Consider the following 24580-nt stretch of genomic DNA (forward strand, 5'->3'; position numbering starts at 1 on the left):
GGGTTAGGAAGCCATGGATCTAACACCATTTAGGGATTTCTTCGTCGGGTATATTGCGAGCCGCTCATATTCAAGCACAAGGCTTTCCCATCAAGGACATCTGAAAAACGCAGATGTTCTTGATTTGTCTTGAAACTACCATCTTCCTGCGGTTGTAACGCATCCTCAAATCCTTCGGGATTTACCAGATAGAGCATCCCTTTGCGCAACACAATACGAAGATGACCAGACCAGACCTCGGTATAGCAATAATGTCCGACATATGTATGCCATTCTAGCGGTACATCAAATGTCCTCGGTCCTTGATAAGCAGCGGTTAGATACCAATCACCTCCATACATAAATTCGGTGGCTTTACCATCAACACACACGAACTCACCCATGAAGAGAGCAAAGTCAGGATGCGGGATGAGAAATCGGTCCCCCCATTCCTCCTTCTGTAGTACAATCTTTTCTCCTTGATAGCGCAATATGAGATGCGCTTCTTCCGCTGTAAAGGTGAGCGCACGATTGCTATCTCCCGCATGAGTAAAGACGCCTGCATACGTGTTGGCGGCTGGAATTTGCTCATCATCAACGCGTGAGGGCACTGCTGGCAGATCCTCGCCTGCGCTCGCAGCACGCAAAAGCTGGGACATATAAGGAGAGATGGCAGCAGGCCAGGTGGTACCTGAGATCAGAAGAACCAGACCCAGGCCTGTTTCCAGATCGCCTTGTATCGTGGTATTAAAACCCATTCCGCCTCCTCCGTGTCCCACAATTGTATGTCCATCACGTGAAAATGTAGAAAGTCCAAGGCCGTAATAACCAAACATTCCCCGCGCAATGGGCTGAATCATTTGCTCAAACGTTTGCTCTTGGATGAGACGACACCTGTCGCCTTGTCCACGATTAAGATACATACGTAAATATGCAGCCATATCGGCCGCCGTTGAAACAATACTGCCAGCAGGGCTTTCATATTCAAACCAGGAAACCGGCACCAATGGATACCCACGTTGATATGGTCGATCATCGTAAAAGGATTGGTAACCCAACGCCATCACTTTTCGGGTCTCGTAGGTAATCGCGGGAAAGGAAGAAGTCATGCCAAGCGGAGTAAAGATCTGTTCTTGCATGATCTGCGAGAAGGGACAGTGATAGATAGCTTCAAGCAGCGCGCCCAAAATTTCGTAGCCTGTATCGGAATAGTGCCAGTCTGAGCCCCCTGGTTCCGCAAGCACTTCCGTTTCACGCAGATACCAGGCGCCATACAGGGAACCAAGCGTCCAACCAGGACCAGTAACAATATGAGCAGTATGACTCAGCAGATGGTACGCAGTAATAGGTGTAGTGCCACCCTCTTTCGCTTCACACCAGGGAAGATAGCGCGTAATGGGAGCGTGGATATCAATGATTCCTCGCTCATATAATTGCATCACGGCTAGCGCAGTCAACGATTTTGTGATCGAGAGAATAGAAAAATGGGTATCAGACTGGACAGGACGCTGTGCTGCAATATCAGCATAACCAGCAGTACCAACGGCAAGCAATTGGTCCTTGTCAGTAAGAGCATAGACTAATCCACCAATACCGCCAGACAGCATAACATTTTGCACATGCTGTTCAATATTCCTGAGAACAGGTGTTAAGTTTTTCAATAAGAGCTTCCTTACCTTTTCAATGAGTTACTCAGACGGATATTGTCGTTGAAGCAATACCGATTATATAATCGCCCAACTATCATATATAAGCCAAAGAATGCTAGCACCTTTTATACGGTATTGACAATATAACGCGGGCAGCTGCCATTGTCTAGGTAAGCAACCCCGGTCTTTCAATGGCGTCCTTGCCTTTTTATAGAAGAGGGAGTCAGCATCATTGCAAGCATGCAAAGCCAGGTCATTCGACAGTGAACGCGAAAGGGCTGTATGATACTATTAGCTAAAACACAGGATATATTGAGAAAAAAGGATACATATGCTGAGCTCGTTAACATTGGTTACCAGTAATCTGGGGAAAGTACAGCAACTGAGTCGCGCCCTGGACTTTCCAGTACGTCATGAGAATATTGATCTCATCGAAATTCAATCGCTGGATGTCGCGGAAATCGTGGAGTACAAAGCCCGAGAAGCCTATAAGCACATTCAAGCTCCAGTATTGGTAGAGGATACCTCACTGCAATTCCTGGCGCTGGGAAAATTACCGGGGCCATTGGTCAAATGGTTTTTAGCAGAACTAGGCACACACGGACTGTGTCACCTACTCGATGCATCCATGGATAGATCTGCCGTGGCAACCGTGCAATTGGGTTTCTATGATGGTCACTCATTCCAGGCCTTCACAGGTACGAGAGAAGGAACAATTTCACTCCATCCCCGAGGCAGCAATGGCTTTGGCTGGGATGCCATTTTCATCCCCAGTGGATATCAGAAGACGTGGGCAGAGATGACACCTGAAGAAGGTCAGGAAACCTCAATGAGGACGCTTGCACTCAAAAAATTTGAAGCCTACCTGAAGACCCGATAGCCACACAGGCAGCGGCAAAGGAGAGGATTGGAATACCTCCTCTACCGCCGCCGTTGACAGCGACTGGAATACTCATCGCATCGATCACCACCTTTTATCTGCTTACACCTTGCTGTGTACTGACTCATCGTTGCTGGAGGCTAGCACGCTTTCCTCGTTTGCTGGCTTTGTAATGGTGGGTTGCTGCCTGAATGCAATCAATTCTTGACGAAGCACGGCCAGGATGATACGCCGTTGGAACAGCGTTGACAAGGGTTTGAGCAAGTTTCGAACCCGCAACAAGCTTGCCGCCATAGCTACATCAGATGCAGTTATTTCGATAACGCGGCGCATATACCTGTTAAGCAGGCGGATACTGAGCAACCGCTTTCCCTCAGCACCTGGATAGCGCAAATCATCCCCTGTTGAGAGTAGCCAGGGAGTTTTGATGTCTCTGGCAATCGCTTGCTGGAAGCGCTGTGTGAAACCGGCCACACGGTTCTTCCCAGCAAACAACGCCTGCTCGCGCAGGCAGCGATCGAGTGTCTGCGCCTCCACGGCTGCGACGGACATGCCCTGGCCATAGACTGGATTAAAACTGCATGCCGCGTCACCCATGATGATGAAGCCCTGCGGGAAGCGTTTCATGCGCTCAAAATGCCGCCAGCGGTTCGCGGCATACTTGTACAGCGCAATAGGTGTAATCGGTTCCGCATCCTTAATGGCTTCGTAGAGGTCCTGCTGAGCCAGACTGTGAGCAAATGCCAGGAAGCCATCCTCATCGTCCGGTGGATAGTCACGTAGCGAGCCGACAAGCGTGACCATCCAGTAGCCGCCCTGGATGGGCAAGATGACTCCTCCACGCTTGTCGTCGGGAGGTTTCCCAAAGATGAACAGTGCCTTCCAATTGGCGGGAAGTTGGACGGGGCGGCGGTAGATGCGCGTGGCGTAGCCAATATCGATTTTGACGCTGGTTTCCTGCACATCCCCATACCCTAACGTGTTCAGCCATTGTGGCGCACGCGAACCGCGTCCACTCGTATCCACGACCAGATCAGCGGACAGCGCCTCCTCGTGTTGTTCTCCAGAAAGGGTGCGCACCATGACGCCAGTGATGCGGTCCTCACGCGCGCACAATTGCGTAACCTCGCAGGCATCTCGGATGCGCACATTGTCCCTGGCAACCAGTTGGTCTCGTATGTGCTGCTCAAGGAATGGACGGCTCTGGAACAGGGTTTTGACGGGACTGGGAACAGGTGCCATCCAGACACCGAGTTGATTCCAGCGTATACCGTCCATACTTACCGGAATCGCGCCATCCCGGGCAAGGGTGGGAAAGAGATCAGGAAAGTACTCCGCTATGATGGTCACGCCACGCGCCAGCAACCCATGCACGTGTCTTCCCTGCGGTGTCCCTTTACGCGGCACGGCTTCTCCAGTCAATGGATCGCGCTCGATAATGATGACCTGTTCAAAATGCTCCGAGAGGACACGGGCCGCCAGCAATCCGGCCAGACTTCCACCGATTACGACGGCAAGGTGCCTGTCGAGCGCGCCCTGCCCCGGGTGTTTGCTACTCATGATGTTGCTCCATGCAATACATTCATCGCCCTATTGAGTCGGCTTCAATACGTGATAAGGTGCCGAAAGGCCAGACTAGGCTTCAGCGATGAGCGCGATAGAAATCTTCATACCCTTCGGATGAATGGGCAGTTTCGCCCCCTGACGGGCTGGCGGATCCTCAGAAAACCATTTCCCCCACTCTTCATTCATTCCAGCGAAGTCACTTTCCTCGCCTAAGATGAAGGTCGCGCTCACCACTTTCTCAAGAGAACTATTCGCCGCTTGAAGAATAGCGGCGATATTCTTCAAGCATTGGGCTGTCTGCTCCTGGATAGTTGTCCCAACCACATCACCTGTTCTGGCATCAAAGGGCCCTTGACCAGCAATGAAGACAAATCCACCAGACTTCACCGCTTGACTATATCCAGCCATGGATTTCGGTGCCTCATCAGTGTTCACAATGACCTTAGCCATTTTATTTCCCTTTATTGATCGGTACAATATTCTGATTCACGTGGAACAGATTGCTGGGATCATATGTGGCTTTAATCTGTGCCAGCCGGGCGTAGTTATCGCGGTACGCCGCTTTCACGTGCTCTGCACCCTCATCCATCATCATATTGACATAGCCCCCTCCCGCCGAATAGGGATGCAAGGCCATCCAGTAATCCCTGGCCCACTCAATCATGCGCTCATTGTTGGCCGGATCGGGATCGACCCCGACAATCACCTCAGCGAAGTTGGCGTCACGGTAACTAAATGCTGTCTCACTCGTGCTGGGCCGATGGGCGGCCCCATTGATGGGATAGATGTGAATGGTCGAGTGCATCGTCGGCAATTGTGCTCCATACTTCATATGCAAATCAATGGTCTTATCACTCAGCTCTTTGAAGAAATCGGCCTTCCAGTACCACTGCAAGCCAGCCGGATATAAGGCGTCGAACAGACTCTGCAAAACCGGCCACGGAATTGGCCCCGCAAAATCGACCGCGGGAGTGCGAAAGGCACGAATGGGTTTCAACAGCTCTTCGGTTCGCTCCACTGAAGCCGTGGAACACCATACGATGGCGCACATTTTCTGCAAATGCAAGTGCTCCGGGAACGGGGGAGCCGGTGGTACGGTGAGAAACGCGAACCAGCCATTGATCTCCTCGGGGGCTGTCAAAATGAAGTCACGCCAGAACTTCATCATGTCCGCAGCCTGTTCAAGAGGCCAAAGCATTGGTCCACCATAGACCATGCTCACTGGATGCAGTTGGAACAGAAATGAGGTGACGACTCCAAAGTTCCCACCACCACCACGAACTGCCCAGAACAGGTCGGTATGCTCTACGGCGTTGGCCGTGACGAAGCTGCCATCGGCCAGGACGATGTCAACGCTCAGCAGGTTGTCAATCACCAGACCCAGGGTGCGCGAGAGATACCCGATACCTCCTCCCAAGGTCAGTCCTCCCACACCGGTACTCGAAATGAAACCGCTCGGTGTAGCGAGCCCAAAGGCATGGGTAGCATGGTCCACCTCGCCCCAGGTGCAGCCACCTTCAGCCCGAACGGTGAGTGCGGACGGATCGACGCGTATCCCTTTCATCCCTGCCAGGTCGATTACCAGGCCATCATCGCACGTCCCCAGGCCAGGACCGCTGTGTCCACCGCCTCGCACGGCCAATGTCAGTCTGTGCTCACGGGCAAAATTGACGGCCGCAATTACATCGGCGACATCCACACATTGGGCGATCAGGCCCGGTCGTTTCTCGATCATGGCGTTGTAGACGTGGCGAGCCTGTTCGTAGCCCACATCGCTGGGACGGAGCACCGTTCCACGCATATGCGCTACCAGTTCCTGAATCTCTGTTTCCTGCAACGCGACTGAGGGAGTTTGCTGTGCCATTTTTCTTTTCTCCTTGTCTCTCCTGGTGAGTAGACAGCGTTCATAACAATCACTATTTCAACCGCATGTGTAAGCTGATGGATGTGCGACGAGTGATGCATGATTGCAGAACAACTGCTCACGCTCATACGTCTCCACAGGTCATTGAAAGAAGAATAACATGGAAGGCGTTAGCAAAGCGTTTGGAGGTCCAAGATAAGCCGCTTTTTTCACGGGGGTAGATACATGCTTCTCGTAAGATGCGCGTTAGCAAAACGTTATGCACAGGACGACGGATTATAATTGCGCAAGGAGGCGGCGAGCAGCCTGAAGATCTGGTGTCTCAAATCCTTCGGTGAACCAGGCGTACAGATCGTTCAGCCGCCGCTTCCCGTCGACGAAGCGCTTCTGCGTCCTCCACAACCGCGCCAGACTCATAGTCGCACGCAGTTCCAACGACCTGGCCTGCTGTGATTGCGCGATCTCAATGGAGCGGAGAAATGCTGCTTCGATATCAGATACGTCAGTCCCATGCATGAGCAGAAATTCGCCGCGCAACCGATGCAGTTCTGCGTCCCACCAGCGCTCGTTATGGGCGCGTGCTTCCGTCAGCGCCTCGTGAATGGTTGCCAGGCCCTCCTCGATACGCCCAGCTTTTCCATAGCCCTGCGCGAGCAGCAAAAGGTAGTAGGGGAGACGTAATCTGGCACTTGAAGCTTTAAATTCGGCAATCGCGTTGCGGAGCTCTCCGATGCGCTCCTCATCTGGTTGCTCCAGGACCAGCGCATAGTTGACTAAGATGCTGGCCCAGACACGATAGTAGGGTGCCTTGTACGTGCTCGCCAACGCGAAGGCTTGCTCAGCGTGTGCTCGGGCAACGTTCTCATCAGCACAGAGTTGCTGCAACAACGCCAGATATGCCAATGCCAGTACCTGATTGAAAGGCTGATCCAGATCCTGCGCCATTTTGACGGCTTCAAGCCCCCGCTCCTGTGCCTGCAGTGGATATCCCAGACACCAGAGAGCATGTGCTTGCCATGCCCGCGACTGGACTGCATAGTTGACTCCCTGCGACTCTTGTATATGCAGGAGTTGATCAGGATCGTGCGCGGCAATGATCTGAGCAAAGTGCGCGTTTCCCTCGGTGATCCGACCCAGATGCAGTTGTGTTCCGGCCAACATCGCACCAGCAAACACCGATGGTGTCCCCAGCGAATTCTGATACAGTTTCTGCAGATCATCAGAGATCATGTACACACGTTCGAGCTTCGCCTGCACAATATACAAAGATTGCAAACCGAAGAGCGTCTGTAGACGTTGTACGTCATCACCAACCGTCTCGCACAACGCCAGGGCACGATCAAGCACATGCTCCAGTTCCACCGTCCCCCAGCCTTTGGTCACGCGATAGAGTGGGGCAAGTGCCAGTTGCAGACTGAGTTCCTGTCGGTCACGTTTTGAACTGGGAGGTAAAAGTTCAAGTGCCTTCAAGCCACGCGAGAGCAGGCTGATGGCTTCCTCGTTCGCATACATGTGCTGCGCCACGGCTGCCGCACGCTGGTAAAAGGGGAGTGCCTGCTCGATCATACCTGCCCGCTCGTAATGCGCTGCGATCTGGCCGCTGACCAGGTCGAGGTCCCCCTCACTATGCATGGCTTCCAACGCTTGCGCGACGCGACGGTGCAGCCTGCGGCGCTGTGGCTCACTGATCTCTCCATAGGCCACCTCGCGTAGCTTATCGTGGGTAAAGTCATAACTGTTTATACCGTGTTCCCGCACGATCCGTTTGTGCCAGAGTTCGTCCAATGCACCAACGGCACTTTCAACGTCTGCAAGGCCAGCAGTAACTACAAGATCGAGGGTGAATTCGCGGCCAATAATCGCGGCACACTCCACCAACTCACGGGCACTAACCGAGAGTTGCAGAAGGCGACCAACAAGCATTGCATGCACACGTGGCGGCAGCGTTCGAGCCTTATCAAACAACCCTCGCCTGGAGTAAGTAGCCTCTATCGGACTGGTTGCTACCTGGTCCAGGTTGGCCCGTACCATTTCGACCACAAACAAGGGATAGCCCTCGGTTTCTTGAAACAGGTGCATAATCAAACTCGTATCCAGCTCACGATTTGCCACCTTCGATGCAAGTTTGGCCGTTTCTGCAGCATCCAATGGTTGCAGGGTCAGTTCAGTCACACGTATGTTGTTGCGCAGATGCAGCAGGAGGGTACGCAACGGATGTGTCTTTGGCAATTCTTCCTCGCGGGCGCATCCAATGATCAGCAGTCGTGCTGTGGAGTCGAAGCGCAACAGAAAATGTAGCCATTCCAGCGTTTCCTGGTCGCACCATTGCAAGTCATCAATTAATAACAGTAACGGTTGGGGCGCAGCGAGGATGGCATGTGCCAGGGCCTCAAAGAAGCGTTGGCGCTGACCATACTCAGTCACAGGCTCGTAACGTGGCAAATCTGGTTGCTCAGTAAACAGTTCCGGCAAGAGACGTGCGATCTCGGTAAGCCAGACGGCATCGAGGTGTCTGAGAGCAGGACGCAAAGCATCGCTCCTGAGCCAATCAGTTACGGGCGCGAGCGAGAGTTGGCCCTCAGCCGCATAGGAGCGAGCCTTCGCGGTGATAGCCCCCTGCTGGCTCGCCCACACAAGAAATTCTTCGGTCAGGCGGGATTTGCCAATGCCCGCTTCCCCCCTCACAAGAACAAAGCACGCTTCGCCAGCACTCGCAGCATGCCAGACTTCTTGCAGAGCTTCCCACTCTGGTTTTCGGCCAATGAGCGTTGAGGTTGCCGCACGCAACGATTGCGGGGGCTGGGTTAGCGTGACAGGCGTTGCGTGCTGCATGAGTTGCTCGTAGGCGGCCTGGGTCGCCGGGTCAGGAGCTACTCCCAATTCGCGTTGCAAGGCGGTAACACAGCTGTGATACACACGTAACGCGCTGGCACGATCATTATTCAGGGCGAACAAATGCATGAGACGGCGCGCGAGGACTTCGGAGAGAGGGTCGAGTCCGATCAAGCGCTGGGCGTAGCGGATGGCAGCGGCGTGGTCACCCTGTACTTCAAAGAGGTGGAGTAGCTGTTCGAGTACCTGCAGGTAACACTGACGAAGCCGCTCCCGCTCCGGCAATATCCATTCATCATAGCAGCCAGGCAGTAATTCGCCACGATACAATGTATCTGCCTGCTCAAGGGCAGCCTGGAGTTCGTGCTGATTATTGCGCTGCCTGGCTGCCTCTACAAGATTGAGCGCCTCTTCGAACTCAGCGACATCAAGGTGGAAAGACATGACGGAACGCCAGTACAACGTGTGCATATCGGCAGAGAGGAAATGCTCGCTCTCTGGAAGGGCCTGGCGTAACTGATGGAGCAGTTGGCGCAAGTTATTACGCGCCTGGGACTCAGTGGTGTCGGGCCAGAAGAGGAAGGCGAGACGCTGACGTTGTTGAGGAACATCACGATGCAGCACGAGATAGGCGAGCAAGGATTGCAGGCGCGTGGTATTGAAGCTGGTCAGTTGCCGATCGCGATAGATCAAGCTGAACTCGCCAAGCAAGCGGATATCCAGGATTGGCATTGTCATGATATCCTCCTTTTCTCCTATTCGGTCTCACGCGATATGTCCAATTGCTAGAGCTTGCCATCCGAACCCCTAATGCCCTTACTCTACCATATCATACTCTTGTTTACTACTTCCTTGAGCTTCACCTCCTAAAGTCGAGATAGATCCGGCCAGCCTCTCCATGATAAGCCATTTCTACGAGACATTTCCGGCTTTTAACAGGCAAGGGGTTATCCACACATTTCAACAGTTTTACACAACTCTTGCACATAATCGCGAAGAAACTGGTGGATAAGTGCCTCCCCATCTTTCTCCATATCAGGTACACTTATCCCCAGAAGGAAAGATTTCATTGGACTTATGAAGGAGCTGCCGCATGTCCTCAACACTCGGATTGACGCCTCGCAGTGCATTGCGCCATCGACCCATTTCATCGTCCCATTCTTCCGATATTCCCACCTGGGTTCGTTCTTCAACCGCGCTCGTCTCTCGTAAAACGCGGAGGTCACGACATCTGCCTGGAACCACCCTTCTCATGCGCTATGGGCAACAGTTTCCTTCTGCCTCGCTAGCAAGCCTGGTGGTAGGTGGGATGACCATAATGCTTTTGCTGCTACTCATGGGACAATCAGTGGTCAGTTGGATCACGGTAGTACATAATGATTGGCAGTATGGACGACCACGAACGTTTCAGATGGATGCCTTTGTAGGTCATGAACAGACACATGAACCAAGCCATTTTATCGTGCTCAACGTGCGAGGACAAATCGAAGTCATTGAGATGCCTGGTAATGATGCCAGCAAAGTGCGTTTATTGCTTGGACCACGCCTCTCTGGTCCATCAGCCGATCTGGTCCCGGCACGGATTCGCTTTGTCCCTTCATCACAGGCCTCCTTCCCCGATATGCGCTTAGACGTAGGACAAACCTCTATCCTGTTCCATAATCAACATGGCATATTCCAGGCTGAAACATAAGATCAGCCTGGCCTGATTTTCTTTCCTCTCCCACCGAGTAATCGTTTCGCTGTCTATCCGACTGGAAATTGTGGAGCTTGTTTTATCGAAACAGCAAAAGCAATTGCCGCTCATCCTCTAAGATCTGCAAACGCGTATTCCGGGAAATAGGGAAGATCTCCGCACGTTCCCATAGAGGGCCAGTCACACTAGTACTACTCCCTAACTGTACGCCACGCTCACGAAGCGCATTACGCAGTTCACCACCATGGAAGAGAAAAGCCGCATCAATCAGCCACGGATTTGAGAAACTTGACGTTGCAGATTCTGGCCCCGTAAACACAAGGTAGTAATCGGGAAGCGTATCTACCTTGATATTCATTTGCCCATCACGTCTGGGACGCCATTGGACATCGACCGTCTGACCCGCAAGTGAGCCTGTGGTAAAACGTCCATCATACCCCCGGCGCTTTCCCGCTTCATCAAGCTCTATATGAAAGATAGTTGCGGCAATATATTCCGCCACATTCCCCACCTGAGCCGCACGTCCAATCAGGGTAGCCATCTTCCCATCAATAATATTCCTGGATTTCAGCAGACTTGCCAGCCAAGGAAGATCACTCACGCCACCGTCTCCTCTCGATTCATAATACATGTGTAAAAGTGTCTGTCGTCCATTACTCCAATATTTTACCTTCTGCTGTTACAGAAAGCGAGCAAAAAGCCCCCGTGTTTCAAGCGGGGAATGCATCGCCGTTCCTTGCTTGGGGGAGGGGCTGCGAGTACCAGCGGAAAGATTACTCATATAATTTACCAGCGAGACCGCAGATTGAGCATGCGCATCTGCGTTGAGTTGTAGGCGTGAAGCTCTACAAAAGCATAATCAACAAATGATGTGACATATACGGCATTTGTTGGGAAAACAAACGTTACAATTTAAGGACGAAAACCGGGGCACAAGCAATCAGAGCTGCAATAAATTGAAGGGCCAGAACCAGTAGCGCCTGCTTTGGTCTCCGCGGTACATACTTGATAGCGAAAAATACCATCAGCACGACTTGTCCTGCCATGAGGAGTTGCCAGATATGAGCAACTGCTCCCTCATCGGTCTCGTGGACCACGCCGAAGATGGCAACATAACCTGCTACAAGGATGAAGGCAACAAATGATAGGGCTAACGGTAAAAAGGCACTGGGTTGCCTGAGGGTTGATTTCACACTGATCATGATAACTTCCCTGCATTTCCTTATACTATCTGTATAACAACACGATATTCATTTCACCGGTAAAAGTATACCAAAATTTCCTCGAGTACACGATTCCTCGAGTGCTCTTCACAAAGCACCTATGTGCTGTGCCCATAAAGTCGACCAGCCGAACATTTTTGTCGCGTTACATTTTCCCTATGAGAGACGTGTTGGCTATGAGAAATCCAGTACAAACGTATTCCTTCAAGGAGAATGGTATGCAAACTGCGCAAGAGCTTTTTCATAAGCTCGCTTCTTTTGAACCTGATGGAGCCTACGTGCTGAGCATCTATTTAGATATGAGCCCCCATATGTCCGGTAAACAGCCGTGGCGGCGCACGTCTACTCCTGTATTGAAAAAACGCTTACGCGAGATTGAGAAAACGTTGCAGCCTCGTCATGCTATGCTGGATGCCTTTCGTAAAGATGCAGAAAAAGTACAGGCATACATGGAAAATCATGTTGAACCATGGTTACAAGGAATGGCAATCTTTTCTTGTTCTGACTACGGACTTTTTGAAGTGCTAGAAGCAGGCGTCTCGTTTCAGAACCAGGTTATGTTTGAGCCTTACCCTGATCTTTTCCAACTGGCCCGCCTGTTAGATGAACAGGAGACTGTCATCACAGCCATTGTTGATACCAATACCACACGGCTCTTTGTGACCCGTCGAGGCTTTCTTGAAGAAGTCGCGGGACCTGATGACTCGCCTCGCGGCTATGGGAAACGCAATGCAACCTGTTTAAATCAAGCTCGCTATCACCGCCGTGCTGAAAACAAACGCAAAGAGTTCGCACGCGAGGCTGCTTCCGCCATCGAGGACCTTGTCCAACAAGAAGGGGCACGACGGGTCATTCTGGCTGGCGATGCTGTGGCTATTCCTCTTTTACACCAGGAACTTTCAAGCGCGATCGAGCCTTTAGTCCATGAAGAAACATTAAAGCTTGATATTACGACACCACACCGCGAAGTGCAGGATGAAATTCAGCCGATTATCGAATATATGGAGAGGGAGTCATCGCATAGTCAGGCAGATAATCTTGTGGAAGCTATACGTGCAAATGGATTAGCGGTCAGTGGCATGCAGGAAACTCTTGATGCCCTCGATCATGGCCAGGCTGATGTCCTGCTCATGTCTGACGATGTTGCTTTCGACGAGAAACAACGTAGTGAACTTGTACGCAAGGCGGCAAATACCGGCGCGAAAGTTGACGTCGTAAAAGGTCATCCAGTCCTGCAGGAAATGGGAGGTGTGGGCGCACTATTACGCTACCATGCCCATTGGGTGTAAATCACATTGCTCGCGGTCTTCTCAGACAGGTTGCATTCATGATAAAGAGAAGCGTTCGTGGCTTGAGGCCAGATGTTCTGGCCTCAAACCACGAACGCTTCTCTTTCTTTGCCTATTCCCACGTTCTGGCGGCATTGACTTGCTCTTTATCACGGAAAGCCTTTTCCAGGTCAACCTGAAAATAGTTGGCTAAGTCCAGCAGATAGCTCAATACATCAGCAAACTCTTCATCAAGCTCTGCATGCTTTTGTCTGGCCTTTTCCTGATACAGTCCCTGTGTCTTACGGATCGCCTTCGCTAACTCTCCAACCTCCTCAGTAAAAAGCAAGAACTTTTCAGCATAACTATCTTTTGTCCAGCCCCGCTCTTTACAGATCTCATCCATATACACTTGCAGCTCTGGTAATGTCGGATGTATAGGTAAGTCAGCCATAGCTAATCCCTTCCTTATATATAGCAAAAATAAGTCTGAAGCTCGCTAAAAACAACTGAGTTTATGTGTAACTACCATACCCAATGGTGTTGTGGCAAAAAATATGCAGGGCATACTCTTTACCACAACACCAGATACCTGTTGCTAGTCAGCGATCTCGATTAAGTAGCCATCATTGGCCGGCAGCACAAAATCCTCGAGCGCGATAGGACCTGTCCGCTCAAGGCTGGCTGAAAGCATAATAGTTCCTTCTTTAAAAGGCAGTGAGAGCGCCTGATCGGCATTGGAGCAGTTGAGGGCGACCACATAGCGCTTCCCTGCATGCTCACGGACATAGACAAAGCATTCTTCTGAAGCCACATCAATGGAGGCATAACTGCCAACATGTAAGGCAGGAATTTGACGCCGTAATGTCAGCAAATTCTGTACCAGGGTCAGATATGAGCGCTCCTCCTGTTGCTCACGCTCAACATTAAAGTGACGATAATCTTCGCTTAATGGCAACCACGGTGTAACGCCATCGGCACAAAAACCTGCACCGCTGTCGGCATTCCACTGCATAGGCGAACGCTCAGGATCACGACTATGAATGGGATTATCCTTGCCCTGTGGATCATGCATCAGTTCAGGCGGCACGGCCACATCTTCCATACCCAGTTCGTCGCCATAATAGCAGGTCGGTGTTCCACGCAAGGTAAGCAGTAACATCTGCGCGACGCGCGACTGCGCTCTGCCGATACGTGTGGCAATACGCGAACGGTCATGGTTTCCTAATACCCAGTTCGGCCACGCCCCTTCAGGTAAGATAGTCTCATAGGCATCGACGCTCGCCCGAATATCACGTGCATGCCAGTTTGCAAGCTGCACAAATTGGAAGTTAAAGGGCAGATGCACTTCATCCAGCATCTCTCCATAGTATTCCATAAGTTGTGGTAATGGCAGATAAATTTCGCCAATAAATACTTTCTCACCATAGCTATCAACCAGGGAGCGCATTTCGCGGATCACGTCATGGACTTCGGGCTGATTTTCTGTATAGATGCCCTCTTGCCGTGCATATGGCGGATCACCCGGCTTCCAATCTGGCCGCTCTGGATTATCCCGAAATTGTGTATCCTTTATCATCATCCAGATGACATCCACACGGAAACCATCCACACCACGATCAAGCCAGAAGCGCATCACATCATACATAGCCTGACGGACTAAAGGATTACGCCAGTTCAAATCTGGCTGCTTCACATCAAACATATGCAGGTAATATTGTCCCGAGGCCGCGTCAAATTCCCAGGCAGAGCCACCAAAAAAACTCGTCCAGTTATTCGGCGGGCCCCCATCGGCAGCGGGATCACGCCAGATATACCAGTCGCGCTTCTCACTTTCACGACTGGCACGTGATGCGACAAACCAGGCATGTTCATCAGAGGTATGGTTAGGCACAAAGTCTAAAATCATCTTCATATGACGCTGATGCACATCATGCAATAACGCATCGAAATCCTGCAACGAACCAAATACAGGCTCAATATCAACATAATTGGCAATATCATAGCCAAAATCAGCCATCGGTGAAGGATAAATTGGAGAAAGCCAGAGAGCATCTACTCCAAGCCATTGAAGATAGTCGAGACGCTGACGAATGCCGGAGAGATCACCAACGCCATCACCATTACTATCCATAAAACTACGAGGATATATCTGATATACAACACCCTGCTGCCACCATGAATAAACATTTTCCATAAAACTTCCCTCTTTGTATTTCTATTTTTGCATGCACCATCCTGCATCAGGTTCATGAAATCCCCAATGGGCTCCGTAGCGGCAAAAAAGCATCAAAATTCCCCTTGCAGATGCAGCGCATAAGCCATCATTACAGTGCACTCATCAGCAATATGTGTGGGCTATAGCAAGCACTCATTATCGATGTGCTTCTATTCATATTACAATATCTTCAATAAGCAGTGCAGGATCATCTTCCCATGTATGAATAAATCTATCAGGATGCAACAAAAAGAAAGATGTGGACATCTTCGTCTCACATCTTTCTTTTTATTGCGTCCTGCTGGAGATCTCATGACTTTGTTTCGGTACACGTCTGTCATTTTCCGTTACTAGAGATTAACGCCACCAGCAACGTCTCTTCTCTGTTCGTTGACCCAACGCATCTCTTCGGAGAGTTCCACCATTAGCTAAAAGCTTGAAGGATTTCGCGCGCCGCACGTGCGCCTTCCCGGGCGCCGCCTTCCATATATCCCTGGAAATCAACGGAGCAATGTTCGCCCGCGAAGTGAATGGGTCCCTGGCGCACGCCTTCATAGCCAGCAAAGCGCGTATATTGTCCGACGCGCCAGCAGGAGTAGCTACCCAACAGATGCGGGTCACCAGTAGGATAACTCAATGCAGCCCTGCCAGTATAGTGAGGGGTAATACCGGGGAAGACACGCTCTAATTGTTGCAGGCAGCTCTGCGCATACCTCTGGATGAGTGCCGACTTCTCCGTAGTCGAGTAGGACTCTTGAGGAGTATAAGCGGCTCCTCTCTGTCCGCCGGTATAATTCACCAGTAACCCATGGGTACCCGCTTGACCAATAGAGGTATCCCAGAGCGTCTGAATATCCAGATCGGTGATGACAAAGCCACTGTGTAAGCGTGGCCAGGCGCCATCCTTGTACCAGTATGGGCGGTCAAATTGTAAGAAGAGCTTGGAGATAGTACCATAGCCCAGTTCTTCGATCGCTGTTCGCTTCAGGGCATCAAATCCGGCTCGTTGGTAATCGAGATGGCGTAATGTACTGAATGGCAACGCGAGAATTACACGATCGTAAGCCACCTCTTTAGGACCATCAGTTGTGTTGAATGTCAGGACCAGTGAGACGTCGCCTTTACGCTCTATTGACAGCAGTTCATGCTGTAAGTGAATACACCCTGCTGGCAAACTACGCGCAATTGCTTGCGGCAGTTGTTCGTTGCCACCCGCGATTTTACTGCTCCCTTGCGCTGGCCTGATCGCGCCCGGTTCCCTGACCATGTCGCGTGAGCCAAACATATAGACCAGGTTAAGAGAACTTTGCTCGTTTGTATTCAGACCATAGAAACCTGTACAGGCAGCATCCAGCATGTGCCCGGCCACGGTATTGTGTCCACCTGCGACGTACTGTTCAATCCAATCATACACACTCAACTGGTCGAGGCTAAACCCGGTCTGAGTAAAGTGGGCATGGGTAGTAGGAAAACCAGCTGCTTGTATCTGTTGCTGCAAAAGAGGGGCCAGCGCCTTGAATTCACTGGATACTTCCTCCGCGCTATAATAGCGCTGAAAAAAATACAGGATATTTTGCGCGCGATCTGTGCTTGTCTGTCCGAGATCAACCGTCTCAATAGCGAAGCGCTTGATCAACTGATGGATGGTTTCATGGTTTCCATCGATAAATTCACCACACCACTCGCTGACCATCCCATCGGCCCAACTGGTGGTATCAGAATGCATCCGACCACCGACGCGATTGGAGGCTTCATACACATCGCACGAAAGGCCGGCATCATGTAGCGTGAGGGCCGCATTGAGCCCCGCGATTCCTGCTCCGATAATAGCGATCTTCTGGGCCATATCCTTCTCCTATGAAGCATGTGAAAAAATATAAGAAAACCAGTCGGGGTGATGCTAATCCTGACCTTTCTGTTCCACTGGATATTGCTCGATGGCAATATAGGTCAGGGTATCCCAGGCATTGTGAATGCCAACGAACAAGAGCAGTATGGCAGATGCCCCGATGCAAAACAGGACCGGCACCGCATGACTGGAGAGTAGCACAGCTGCAACAATAAGCGTCATATAGCTAATACATGGGATCACGACATGCCACAACCAATCTTCCATGACCGGTTCGTAGCTATCCTGACGGCGCGTTCTCCGTATAATAATGACAACATATGCAACCCCTCCTAAACCACAGAGGCCAAGTATCAGACCAGCATTCCAGAGTACATGCCATGGAGCACTGAGTGTTACAGAGATGAGGAGCACGGTACAAAAATGCACCACGTTTGGTGTGGCAAAGGCCCCAAGTGTCTCGCTCGATCTTCTCCTTCGCAACCCTGCAACCAGGGTGACGACCACAAACATTAATCCAGTCAATGCCGCGGCTGCGGAGCCAATGATAACATAAAAATTTGCCCAACCAACAAGTGGTGACGCGACGGCCTCTTGCATAATAGAGCTTCCTTTCAACAGATCAAAATAGTGAATATATTCTATTCCATAGTGTCATACATATACACGACAGAACAAGAGTGAAAGCTGTTTAAAATGGGGGGAGTAACATCGCAGCGTATCTTACCAGGGGTTGTGAATGAAACATACAAAAACATCAGATGTATCGAGGAGGTTTTCTAAATTTGCGAGAATTTTACTCCACCAATCCTTCTGCGCGAAGCCATTGCTCTGTTCTCTTCATTCCCTCATCAATACCGATACGCGGCTCGAAGCCCAGCAATTTGCGCGCCTTCTCAATGGAATAGGTACCGCGTCTACAGAGATAACGCACTCCGGTTTCATTCCATTGACTCTCTCTCCCCATGTTCTTTTTGGCGCGGTCTACCACCATGGCTTTCAAGGCGAGTAATAGGGTGCGGCTATCTTGCACAACTGGAATTTCTTTTCCCAGCAATCGGGCATAGTAACCAAAGAAGGCACTATTCTCTATACCATACCCATCGGTAATATTAAAGACGTGACCAGCAGCATCTTTTGCGCCTGCCGCAAGCACAATACCATCGATCAGGGTATCAATATAGACTGGTGTAAAAATACCCTTGCCCTGTAACGGCAAGACCAACGAACCAGACGTAATCAATCTGACTGGCCGGGTTGTCCAGGGGCGTGAACGAGGACCATAAATATCGCCGGGGCGAACAATTGTACTAGCCATCTCGCCCGCTGCATGAGCCTGGAGCACAACCTGCTCACCCATGACCTTTGAATCAACGTACGGGACACCATTGCAGCGAACAGGATAGCGTTCAGTAACGTCTGGTGGAAAGTCAAAAGAATAGGCAACAACAGAAGAAATATGCAGAAAGCGTTGCACACCACCTCGAATCGCTGCATCCAGGGCGTGACGGGTTCCACGCACATTAACTTCCCATATATTCTGAGGATCATGGGTAAAGGAAACGATCGCAGCAGCATGGATGAAGAGGTCACACCCCTGTGCATGTTCTTGCCATGCTCCTGCTTGAGCCGTGTTTCCTGCAATCACGCCTTCTTTCACATCGGCAACCTTATCGACTCCACGTATCTCGCTGCCCAGTTGCTTATACCGTGCTGCAAGTGAGCGACCAACAAAACCTGATGCTCCACTGATAAAGACACGTTTGGGAATCCAGGAAGGACGCGGCCGTTTTTGCTCAATGGAATCTGACATGCTCATTGATGATTTCTTCCTTTTTCATTCTATGCTTGCAAGCGTGGCAATACCTCGCTCCCCAGTAAACGAAGCGAGCGCAGTGAGTCTTCATGTTGCATGCCAGCCGCGTAAAGCTGACACATAACCTCTTCAAAAGGCATTTCCTGCTGCCACTGCTGCAATCGTCCTATGATCTGGTCAGGAGTACCAATCACTGCGTGTAAACGATTGAGCAGGTCAAGATACTCCTGCGTGTCAGTATGGCCATTCCAATCAATACCACAATCATATTTTGCATAACGAGTAATCGTGCGGCGCGTCTGTTCTTGCGCTTCTCGTTCAGTTTCAGCCGCATAGACAAAACGTAACACGGAAACAAAGCCCGACTTCCTTCCCAATGTCTCCTGATAGCGGCGGATGATTTGCTGATGACGTGAGACAGGTCCTACCCGTGGCACGAGGAGATGGCATCCAAGCTCCCCCGCGACTTCAGGAGTCCCGTTCCCGGCCGCCAGCCAGAGCAGTTGGCGCGCATTCTGAACAGGCCTGGGCTGAATCTCAACACCTTTATACTGGTAGTATTCCCCTTCGAAATCAATGCGACCAGTATCAAAGGCCTGACGGAGAATCTCAATGACTTCAAGGGTACGTGCTGACTTCTGTTCTATCGGAATGCGGAAGTGAGCAAACTCAACCGGTTTGTTGGCACCTCCCGATCCCACTCCCAGACGTAACCGTCCATTCGAGAGGATATCCAACAAACCTGCATCCTCGGCCAGGCGTAACGGGTTATAGTGAGGAGCTTCAATAATAGCCGTGCCCAGGCCAATCTGCCTGGTGATAGCGCTGATCCGTGCAAGATAGAGCAGCGGATCAGGCATACGACCATACAGATCAAAATGGTGCTCAGCTAACCAGATGGCGTCGAAACCAAGCGCGTCCGCGGCCACAGCCTGGGCCTCAATTTCCCGGTACAGTTCGGGCACTGATTTACCGGGAAGGATATCAAAATTATAGAAAAGCGAGAAACGCATAGTTTTCCTCCGCCAATTCTTCCTCACATGATATGTGAGATTATACTTTCATCAACGCTACCCGATACCAATACCTTGCTGCCTGGTATTCAGCGGCATTGGCAGAGGAGGGTTGTTAACACCCTCAATACTTCTACGTAAAGGTTGAGAGTACATGCTAGAAACAGGATGAAAACGCTCGATCAGTCCCTCCCGCAACTGCTGTGCGAAAAAGGGATCCTGGTGCATGCCCAGGAGGGCTTTCTGGACTCTGTCCTTCACCAGAGGTTCCAGGTGAGCAGCCAGCACGACAAGAGGACTGGCGGTATAGCTATATGTGCCAATGACACGCAATTGCGTGGCTATGTGTGGGCTGTTACGCCATGCCAGTTCCAACAAACGTCCCTCAATGGCGCTTGCATCCACTTTGCCATCCAGCACAGATCGCATTGATTGGGCCTGAGAAGGGGTTTCGACCATATTATGGAATTGGATCGGCAAGATGCCTTGCTCGTCGCGAAACCAATCTTCTACCTGAGATATCCCCACATGATAGGCCCAGGTAGCATATTCCAGATCACTAATCGAGGTGAGTCCACTGTCTTTACGGACGATAATATCAAAAAAGGTGGGGCTGGAATCTTGTTCGTGCTCCCCTGGCTGCAGTGGCATGGCAATCAGTTCGGCCGACCTGGGATAGAGGCTCTGAAGTTGGAGGTACGCATTCGCACTCATAAAACCAGCATCAGCATATCCTCCCTCGAAATCATCCAGGCCCTCTCCGTTCAGAAGAAGAGTTGGTATGTGTAGTACACGTTCAATGTATTCTGTAATATACTGATACGTCTTGTACAGTGTCGGCATGAGAAACGTCTCAAAAATAAGAGTGGTATCATTCATCGGCTGTCTCCATGAGAGAAAGAGCATGTACCCTTTCTGCTGCAAAATGTACGCAAGAAGCGTCTGGCAAACGGAGGTTTCGGGTCCCGTCACTCTCGTTCGTTAAGAACGGAGAAAAAGCTACGCGTTCGCTAAAAATGATGGCGAAAGAAACAAGCGTACGACGGTCATCAGGGGAGACAACTACCAACAACAGAGACACACAAAGTAATAATGGCAGTTTTGACGAAGATAAAGCGTGGCGGCAATGTATGCCTGGTCCCATAAACGCCAACACAGATTGGGGGCGATGCTCCACACCGGACGTGTTCTTACCCACGCAAGCATGACATGATGTGCATGTAGGTCCAAACGATACCGTTTCATGTTCAAATCCTGCTCTCAATGCCTCTGACAGTTGTTTTCAATGTGCCGGGCAATTATTTTCGATTAAATTGATCAACAATGTCAAGTATAGAAAAGAAAAAAGATTCTGTCAAGCTTCTTTCACGCACACGCAGGGCTTTTTCATGTTTCTCTATACGTACAATAAAAAAAGTAACTTCAAGGTAAACTAAAACATTTCATCAAAAAGCAGAATGTGTGCGGCTTTGTTATCTGTTAACGAAGCCGCACATCGAAGTAACAATATCTGCCAAACTTATAATGCGTTGATCAATAAACCGCCATCTGCGGCAATCTCTGACCCAACAACAAAGGAGGATTGATCGGAAGCCAGGAAAACTGCAACATTAGCGATCTCTTCTGGACGCCCCATGCGCTTGATCGGTAAACGCTGAGCAAGTGTGTTCTTGACTTGCTGAACAGTGTCATCTGCAATTCCCCCACGGCCAAGAATAGGTGTCTCGGTCGGGCCAATCGTGATGGTATTGACACGAATATGGCGTTCAAGGAGTTCGATGGAGAGCGTCCGTGCCAGGGAGTGAATAGCCGCTTTACTCGCCGAATAGAGAGAACCGTTGGAACTTCCGATCAATGCGGAAATTGATCCATTGAGAATGATCGACGCACCATCGTTCAAAAAAGGCAGGGCTTTTTGGATCGTGAAATACACTCCTTTAAAATTAGTGTCCACGACCCGATCAAAAACGTCCTCTGTATCGGTTTCAATTTTGTTGCCGCCCGTGATACCCGCGTTGGCAAACAGAATGTCCAACTTACCAAAGGCCTCATACGCACTGCTCATCAGCATGTCAAGATCACCTAACCTGGTGACATCAGCCTGTACTGCCAGCACATCTGAACCTAGCTCTCTAGCGACTGCCGCAAGTGACTCAGGGTCACGTCCGGAAAAGACGACCCTGGCCCCGTTCTCATGGAATGCTTTCACCGTTGCCAGGCCAATCCCGCTATTGCCACCGGTGACCAGGGCAACTTTCCCTTGAAGTGTCTTCATAGTTATCTCTCTCTTTCATGTGTTGCATATTAGTCGAGCTAATTATTGAACAATCATTACAGAATAAATGCAAAAAAATTAGCCCAACGTTGCTAATGCTGTCTCTACAATATCTTGAAGCATTTGACGATCAGGATGAGCACGTGAGAGCACACGAATACCGAGCAGTGTATTGAGCAAAAAGCGAGCCAGTCGATGGGAATCGGACTTCCAGGAAAGCTCACCGGTAGCCTGCGCTTTGATCAAAACATGATAGAATGCTTCCTCGGTTTCATCAAGCCCGGCCTGAACTTTTGCCGCGACCTCTGAATCGTGCGGGGCCAGTTCAATCCCAGCATTGACCATAAAGCAGCCATGACGCGTTGGACCACTGAACGCTTCTTCGATACGCCCCTCAAAAAAATCCCGCAACGCGTCGCGGAATGGTCCCTCGTAGCGCTGCAAAGCGGTAAGCGGTCCACTAGAGGCACTCATATAGCGATCAAGAGCAGCAAGGTAGAGTGCATGCTTGTCACCAAAGGTATCATAGAGACTCCCTCGTCCAATGCCTGTGCACTGAACAAGGTCCTCGACAGAAGACCCATCGTATCCCTTTTCCCAGAATAGACCCATAGCTTTCTCAAGCACCTGGTCGCGATTAAATTCCTTTGGTCGTGCCATCTCGTTGTTGATCCTCCTTGTAGAGGAGTATAGCATTTCTGGAATGAAGAGTCAAGAAAGAAATGCACCTCTTCACACTCCCCCCATCCTACGAGAATTCCACGACTCACACCATTACAGGATTCCTCTCAGAAAGGGAAAAGGAGACAAAAGATGCTCATCTCTACCTGGGTGGCTTTTAGTCTCATCATCTGCACGCTACCTCTCCTCATGACTTCCTCTGTTTCTAGAAAGATACTAGAAAGAACACGTGAAACGTCAATTCAACGCCCTTGCTCCTTCACGACCTCCTCAACAAATGTTCCCATAAGGGTAATGATCAGAAGATGACTCTGTGTCTTTATCAGAGGCACCAGATTCATGGTTATACCTTTCTCTTAGAACAAGTTCATGTAGATGCCAATCAAATTTTGTTGAGAGCCCCTGTTATCAGCTTGACTGTTTCAACGCACTGGCTAAGAATGTCAGCATTTTAGGCCATGAGTCAATTGCTGCACTGGCATTGGCCTCCGGCGTGCCGCCAAACCCGAGATACATGCCTGCGAGAGGTGAAAGCATGATCATTGGAGGCAAAGAGGGCAGTGCATACGGGAAACAAACAAAATGTCCAGCCTTCTCATAATGCAGATGCTCATACTCATAAGGATGGTTATACTTCGCAAGTCTTTCCATTATCAACTGAGAAAATTGCGTTGACGGCCAAAGCTGATCATCGCCACCAGAGATCAGCAAAATTGGTCCTTGTATTCTTTCAACAGCAATAGTAGCAGCCTCTACCATTGCTTTTTTGCTCGTTAACGCTTTGCGGAAATTGGTGACCATGGTAAATGGTTTATGCCTTAGCCAATGCCACATAAAATCCAGGGTACTCAAAAATGTATTTTTGTATGATACATAGGGTAGCGCCTGACCCTGCCTGGTCCAGGCGGGGTCTGAAAAATCGGTGTTATTTTTTATGCCGGACTGGATAATACCACTGGGGGCACCGGCAACTACGGCCTTGATGGCGGGAAAGGTGCTACCTAAAAGTAGGGCCAGCTCTCCACCACGAGATAAACCAATCACGGCGATGTTTTCTTCATCTACATCGTCCTGGGCCTGTAACCATACGAGTGCCTTTTCAAAATATTCAAGTGGGATATTTAGCAGTCCGGCAGGCAATTCCTCGGCACCAAAGTAAGCCAGAGCCAGGGCCGCATAGCCATGTGAGGCCAATAAAGCGGCTGCATGCTCGCGCATCCCCCCATCAGAACCATTGAGGATAATCACTGCTGAATGTGGACCAGATGCGGCAGGTAGAAACAGTGTGCCAATCAGGCCACGCTCCTGTATAGGTACAATTCTCATCCCAGGTGCCGCAAATAACCGCTCAATTTGAGTAGAAGCAACGATGGTTCCCTCTACTTCGGCAGTTAAGGTAATGAGGAGAGAAGTTGGTTTGGTTTTGGTAAAAAAGATGGGCCTCTTCGCATCGGTACAGGACATTGACCACAATAATCCTAATGGATCAATGGTGTCATACGTGCCAGCCACCGGCTTTTGAGTGGATACATCCACCGTTCCTTGCTCATCTGCGATAAATGTCGCAAAGGCTTCCCACGTTTTTAAGCTACCATCTTGCGTACGGGTGCGCACAGTAACGGTCTGGCGCGGCTGCAAACCTGCAAGACGCATAGATAAGGGCTCATCAACAAGTGCCCTTTGGGGCATAACCGCCAGTTGACAAGAGGGCATGCTCTTTTTTTCTTCAATCATGCGTTCTATTTTCTTTCTCATACAAGTAAAACCAATA

Annotated in this window: 20 protein-coding genes; 3 read left to right on the forward strand and 17 right to left on the reverse strand. The window is 50.4% G+C overall.

Annotation, left to right across the window (positions count from 1 at the left end):
• Positions 1-29: 29 nt before the first annotated feature.
• The gene (locus EL633_RS25780; RefSeq protein ID WP_126630149.1) at positions 30-1640 is read right to left on the reverse strand and encodes a serine hydrolase domain-containing protein; all 1611 of its coding nucleotides are present in this window, start codon (positions 1638-1640) and stop codon (positions 30-32) included.
• Positions 1641-1959: 319 nt separating this feature from the next.
• Between EL633_RS25780 and EL633_RS25785 the strand changes: the two genes are divergently transcribed.
• Positions 1960-2508: a non-canonical purine NTP pyrophosphatase gene (locus EL633_RS25785; RefSeq protein ID WP_126630150.1), complete on the forward strand. Its 549-nt coding sequence runs from the start codon at positions 1960-1962 to the stop codon at positions 2506-2508.
• A 102-nt stretch (positions 2509-2610) separates the two neighbouring features.
• Here EL633_RS25785 and EL633_RS25790 read toward each other — a convergent pair whose 3' ends face one another.
• The 4 genes from EL633_RS25790 to EL633_RS25805 all read right to left on the reverse strand — a co-directional run bounded on the left by EL633_RS25790 (position 2611) and on the right by EL633_RS25805 (position 9508).
• Positions 2611-4068: an FAD-dependent oxidoreductase gene (locus EL633_RS25790; protein WP_126630151.1), complete on the reverse strand. Its 1458-nt coding sequence runs from the start codon at positions 4066-4068 to the stop codon at positions 2611-2613.
• Between the two features lie 75 nt (positions 4069-4143).
• A complete protein-coding gene (locus tag EL633_RS25795; protein ID WP_126630152.1) occupies positions 4144-4524 on the reverse strand; it encodes a RidA family protein in 381 nt (126 codons plus the stop codon).
• 1 nt (position 4525) lies between these two features.
• Positions 4526-5938, reverse strand: a complete 1413-nt coding sequence (locus EL633_RS25800; protein WP_126630153.1) for an FAD-binding oxidoreductase — start codon at positions 5936-5938, stop codon at positions 4526-4528.
• Positions 5939-6214: 276 nt separating this feature from the next.
• The gene (locus EL633_RS25805; protein ID WP_126630154.1) at positions 6215-9508 is read right to left on the reverse strand and encodes an ATP-binding protein; all 3294 of its coding nucleotides are present in this window, start codon (positions 9506-9508) and stop codon (positions 6215-6217) included.
• Between the two features lie 355 nt (positions 9509-9863).
• Here EL633_RS25805 and EL633_RS25810 point away from each other — a divergent pair, with 355 nt between their 5' ends.
• Positions 9864-10463: a hypothetical protein gene (locus tag EL633_RS25810; protein WP_126630155.1), complete on the forward strand. Its 600-nt coding sequence runs from the start codon at positions 9864-9866 to the stop codon at positions 10461-10463.
• 82 nt (positions 10464-10545) lie between these two features.
• Here EL633_RS25810 and EL633_RS25815 read toward each other — a convergent pair whose 3' ends face one another.
• Together EL633_RS25815 and EL633_RS25820 are read right to left on the reverse strand one after the other, a co-directional pair.
• The gene (locus EL633_RS25815) at positions 10546-11067 is read right to left on the reverse strand and encodes a hypothetical protein (protein WP_126630156.1); all 522 of its coding nucleotides are present in this window, start codon (positions 11065-11067) and stop codon (positions 10546-10548) included.
• A gap of 304 nt (positions 11068-11371) precedes the next feature.
• Complete coding sequence (locus EL633_RS25820; protein WP_126630157.1) at positions 11372-11668, reverse strand: hypothetical protein; 297 nt, start codon at positions 11666-11668, stop codon at positions 11372-11374.
• A gap of 239 nt (positions 11669-11907) precedes the next feature.
• Here EL633_RS25820 and EL633_RS25825 point away from each other — a divergent pair, with 239 nt between their 5' ends.
• Positions 11908-12978 (forward strand): baeRF10 domain-containing protein, encoded by a 1071-nt coding sequence (locus EL633_RS25825; protein ID WP_161982440.1) that lies wholly within the window; start codon positions 11908-11910, stop codon positions 12976-12978.
• A 112-nt stretch (positions 12979-13090) separates the two neighbouring features.
• Here the strand turns inward: EL633_RS25825 and EL633_RS25830 are convergent, their stop codons facing one another.
• From EL633_RS25830 to EL633_RS25875, 10 genes are all read right to left on the reverse strand, one after another.
• On the reverse strand, positions 13091-13411 hold the full coding sequence (locus EL633_RS25830; protein ID WP_126630159.1) for a MazG nucleotide pyrophosphohydrolase domain-containing protein: 321 nt from the start codon (positions 13409-13411) through the stop codon (positions 13091-13093).
• 144 nt (positions 13412-13555) lie between these two features.
• A complete protein-coding gene (locus EL633_RS25835) occupies positions 13556-15154 on the reverse strand; it encodes an alpha-amylase family glycosyl hydrolase (RefSeq protein ID WP_126630160.1) in 1599 nt (532 codons plus the stop codon).
• A gap of 445 nt (positions 15155-15599) precedes the next feature.
• Positions 15600-17021 (reverse strand): flavin monoamine oxidase family protein, encoded by a 1422-nt coding sequence (locus tag EL633_RS25840; protein ID WP_126630161.1) that lies wholly within the window; start codon positions 17019-17021, stop codon positions 15600-15602.
• 54 nt (positions 17022-17075) lie between these two features.
• The gene (locus EL633_RS25845; RefSeq protein WP_126630162.1) at positions 17076-17624 is read right to left on the reverse strand and encodes a hypothetical protein; all 549 of its coding nucleotides are present in this window, start codon (positions 17622-17624) and stop codon (positions 17076-17078) included.
• 196 nt (positions 17625-17820) lie between these two features.
• Positions 17821-18843 (reverse strand): NAD-dependent epimerase/dehydratase family protein, encoded by a 1023-nt coding sequence (locus EL633_RS25850; protein ID WP_218027584.1) that lies wholly within the window; start codon positions 18841-18843, stop codon positions 17821-17823.
• A 23-nt stretch (positions 18844-18866) separates the two neighbouring features.
• Positions 18867-19853, reverse strand: coding sequence for an LLM class flavin-dependent oxidoreductase (locus EL633_RS25855; RefSeq protein ID WP_126630163.1), 987 nt, complete (start codon positions 19851-19853; stop codon positions 18867-18869).
• A 57-nt stretch (positions 19854-19910) separates the two neighbouring features.
• A complete protein-coding gene (locus tag EL633_RS25860) occupies positions 19911-20732 on the reverse strand; it encodes a phosphate/phosphite/phosphonate ABC transporter substrate-binding protein (protein ID WP_161982441.1) in 822 nt (273 codons plus the stop codon).
• A 640-nt stretch (positions 20733-21372) separates the two neighbouring features.
• The gene (locus EL633_RS25865) at positions 21373-22128 is read right to left on the reverse strand and encodes an SDR family oxidoreductase (RefSeq protein ID WP_126630165.1); all 756 of its coding nucleotides are present in this window, start codon (positions 22126-22128) and stop codon (positions 21373-21375) included.
• A 78-nt stretch (positions 22129-22206) separates the two neighbouring features.
• Complete coding sequence (locus tag EL633_RS25870) at positions 22207-22788, reverse strand: TetR/AcrR family transcriptional regulator (protein ID WP_126630166.1); 582 nt, start codon at positions 22786-22788, stop codon at positions 22207-22209.
• A 429-nt stretch (positions 22789-23217) separates the two neighbouring features.
• Positions 23218-24543 carry an acyl-CoA thioester hydrolase/BAAT C-terminal domain-containing protein gene (locus tag EL633_RS25875; protein ID WP_161982442.1) on the reverse strand — a complete coding sequence of 442 codons (1326 nt, stop codon included), beginning with the start codon at positions 24541-24543 and terminating at the stop codon, positions 23218-23220.
• Positions 24544-24580 lie beyond the last annotated feature (37 nt).

The sequence above is a fragment of the Dictyobacter alpinus genome (assembly GCF_003967575.1).
Classification (GTDB): domain Bacteria; phylum Chloroflexota; class Ktedonobacteria; order Ktedonobacterales; family Ktedonobacteraceae; genus Dictyobacter; species Dictyobacter alpinus.

Bases quoted from the DNA above. Each gene is read 5' to 3' on its own strand.
- EL633_RS25785 (WP_126630150.1), top strand. From the start codon at position 1,960: ATGCTGAGCTCGTTAACATTGGTTACCAGTAATCTGGGGAAAGTACAG.
- EL633_RS25790 (WP_126630151.1), bottom strand. From the start codon at position 4,068: ATGAGTAGCAAACACCCGGGGCAGGGCGCGCTCGACAGGCACCTTGCC.
- EL633_RS25795 (WP_126630152.1), bottom strand. From the start codon at position 4,524: ATGGCTAAGGTCATTGTGAACACTGATGAGGCACCGAAATCCATGGCT.
- EL633_RS25800 (WP_126630153.1), bottom strand. From the start codon at position 5,938: ATGGCACAGCAAACTCCCTCAGTCGCGTTGCAGGAAACAGAGATTCAG.
- EL633_RS25805 (WP_126630154.1), bottom strand. From the start codon at position 9,508: ATGACAATGCCAATCCTGGATATCCGCTTGCTTGGCGAGTTCAGCTTG.
- EL633_RS25810 (WP_126630155.1), top strand. From the start codon at position 9,864: ATGTCCTCAACACTCGGATTGACGCCTCGCAGTGCATTGCGCCATCGA.
- EL633_RS25820 (WP_126630157.1), bottom strand. From the start codon at position 11,668: ATGATCAGTGTGAAATCAACCCTCAGGCAACCCAGTGCCTTTTTACCG.
- EL633_RS25825 (WP_161982440.1), top strand. From the start codon at position 11,908: ATGCAAACTGCGCAAGAGCTTTTTCATAAGCTCGCTTCTTTTGAACCT.
- EL633_RS25830 (WP_126630159.1), bottom strand. From the start codon at position 13,411: ATGGCTGACTTACCTATACATCCGACATTACCAGAGCTGCAAGTGTAT.
- EL633_RS25835 (WP_126630160.1), bottom strand. From the start codon at position 15,154: ATGGAAAATGTTTATTCATGGTGGCAGCAGGGTGTTGTATATCAGATA.
- EL633_RS25840 (WP_126630161.1), bottom strand. From the start codon at position 17,021: ATGGCCCAGAAGATCGCTATTATCGGAGCAGGAATCGCGGGGCTCAAT.
- EL633_RS25845 (WP_126630162.1), bottom strand. From the start codon at position 17,624: ATGCAAGAGGCCGTCGCGTCACCACTTGTTGGTTGGGCAAATTTTTAT.
- EL633_RS25850 (WP_218027584.1), bottom strand. From the start codon at position 18,843: ATGAGCATGTCAGATTCCATTGAGCAAAAACGGCCGCGTCCTTCCTGG.
- EL633_RS25855 (WP_126630163.1), bottom strand. From the start codon at position 19,853: ATGCGTTTCTCGCTTTTCTATAATTTTGATATCCTTCCCGGTAAATCA.
- EL633_RS25860 (WP_161982441.1), bottom strand. From the start codon at position 20,732: ATGAATGATACCACTCTTATTTTTGAGACGTTTCTCATGCCGACACTG.
- EL633_RS25865 (WP_126630165.1), bottom strand. From the start codon at position 22,128: ATGAAGACACTTCAAGGGAAAGTTGCCCTGGTCACCGGTGGCAATAGC.
- EL633_RS25870 (WP_126630166.1), bottom strand. From the start codon at position 22,788: ATGGCACGACCAAAGGAATTTAATCGCGACCAGGTGCTTGAGAAAGCT.
- EL633_RS25875 (WP_161982442.1), bottom strand. From the start codon at position 24,543: ATGATTGAAGAAAAAAAGAGCATGCCCTCTTGTCAACTGGCGGTTATG.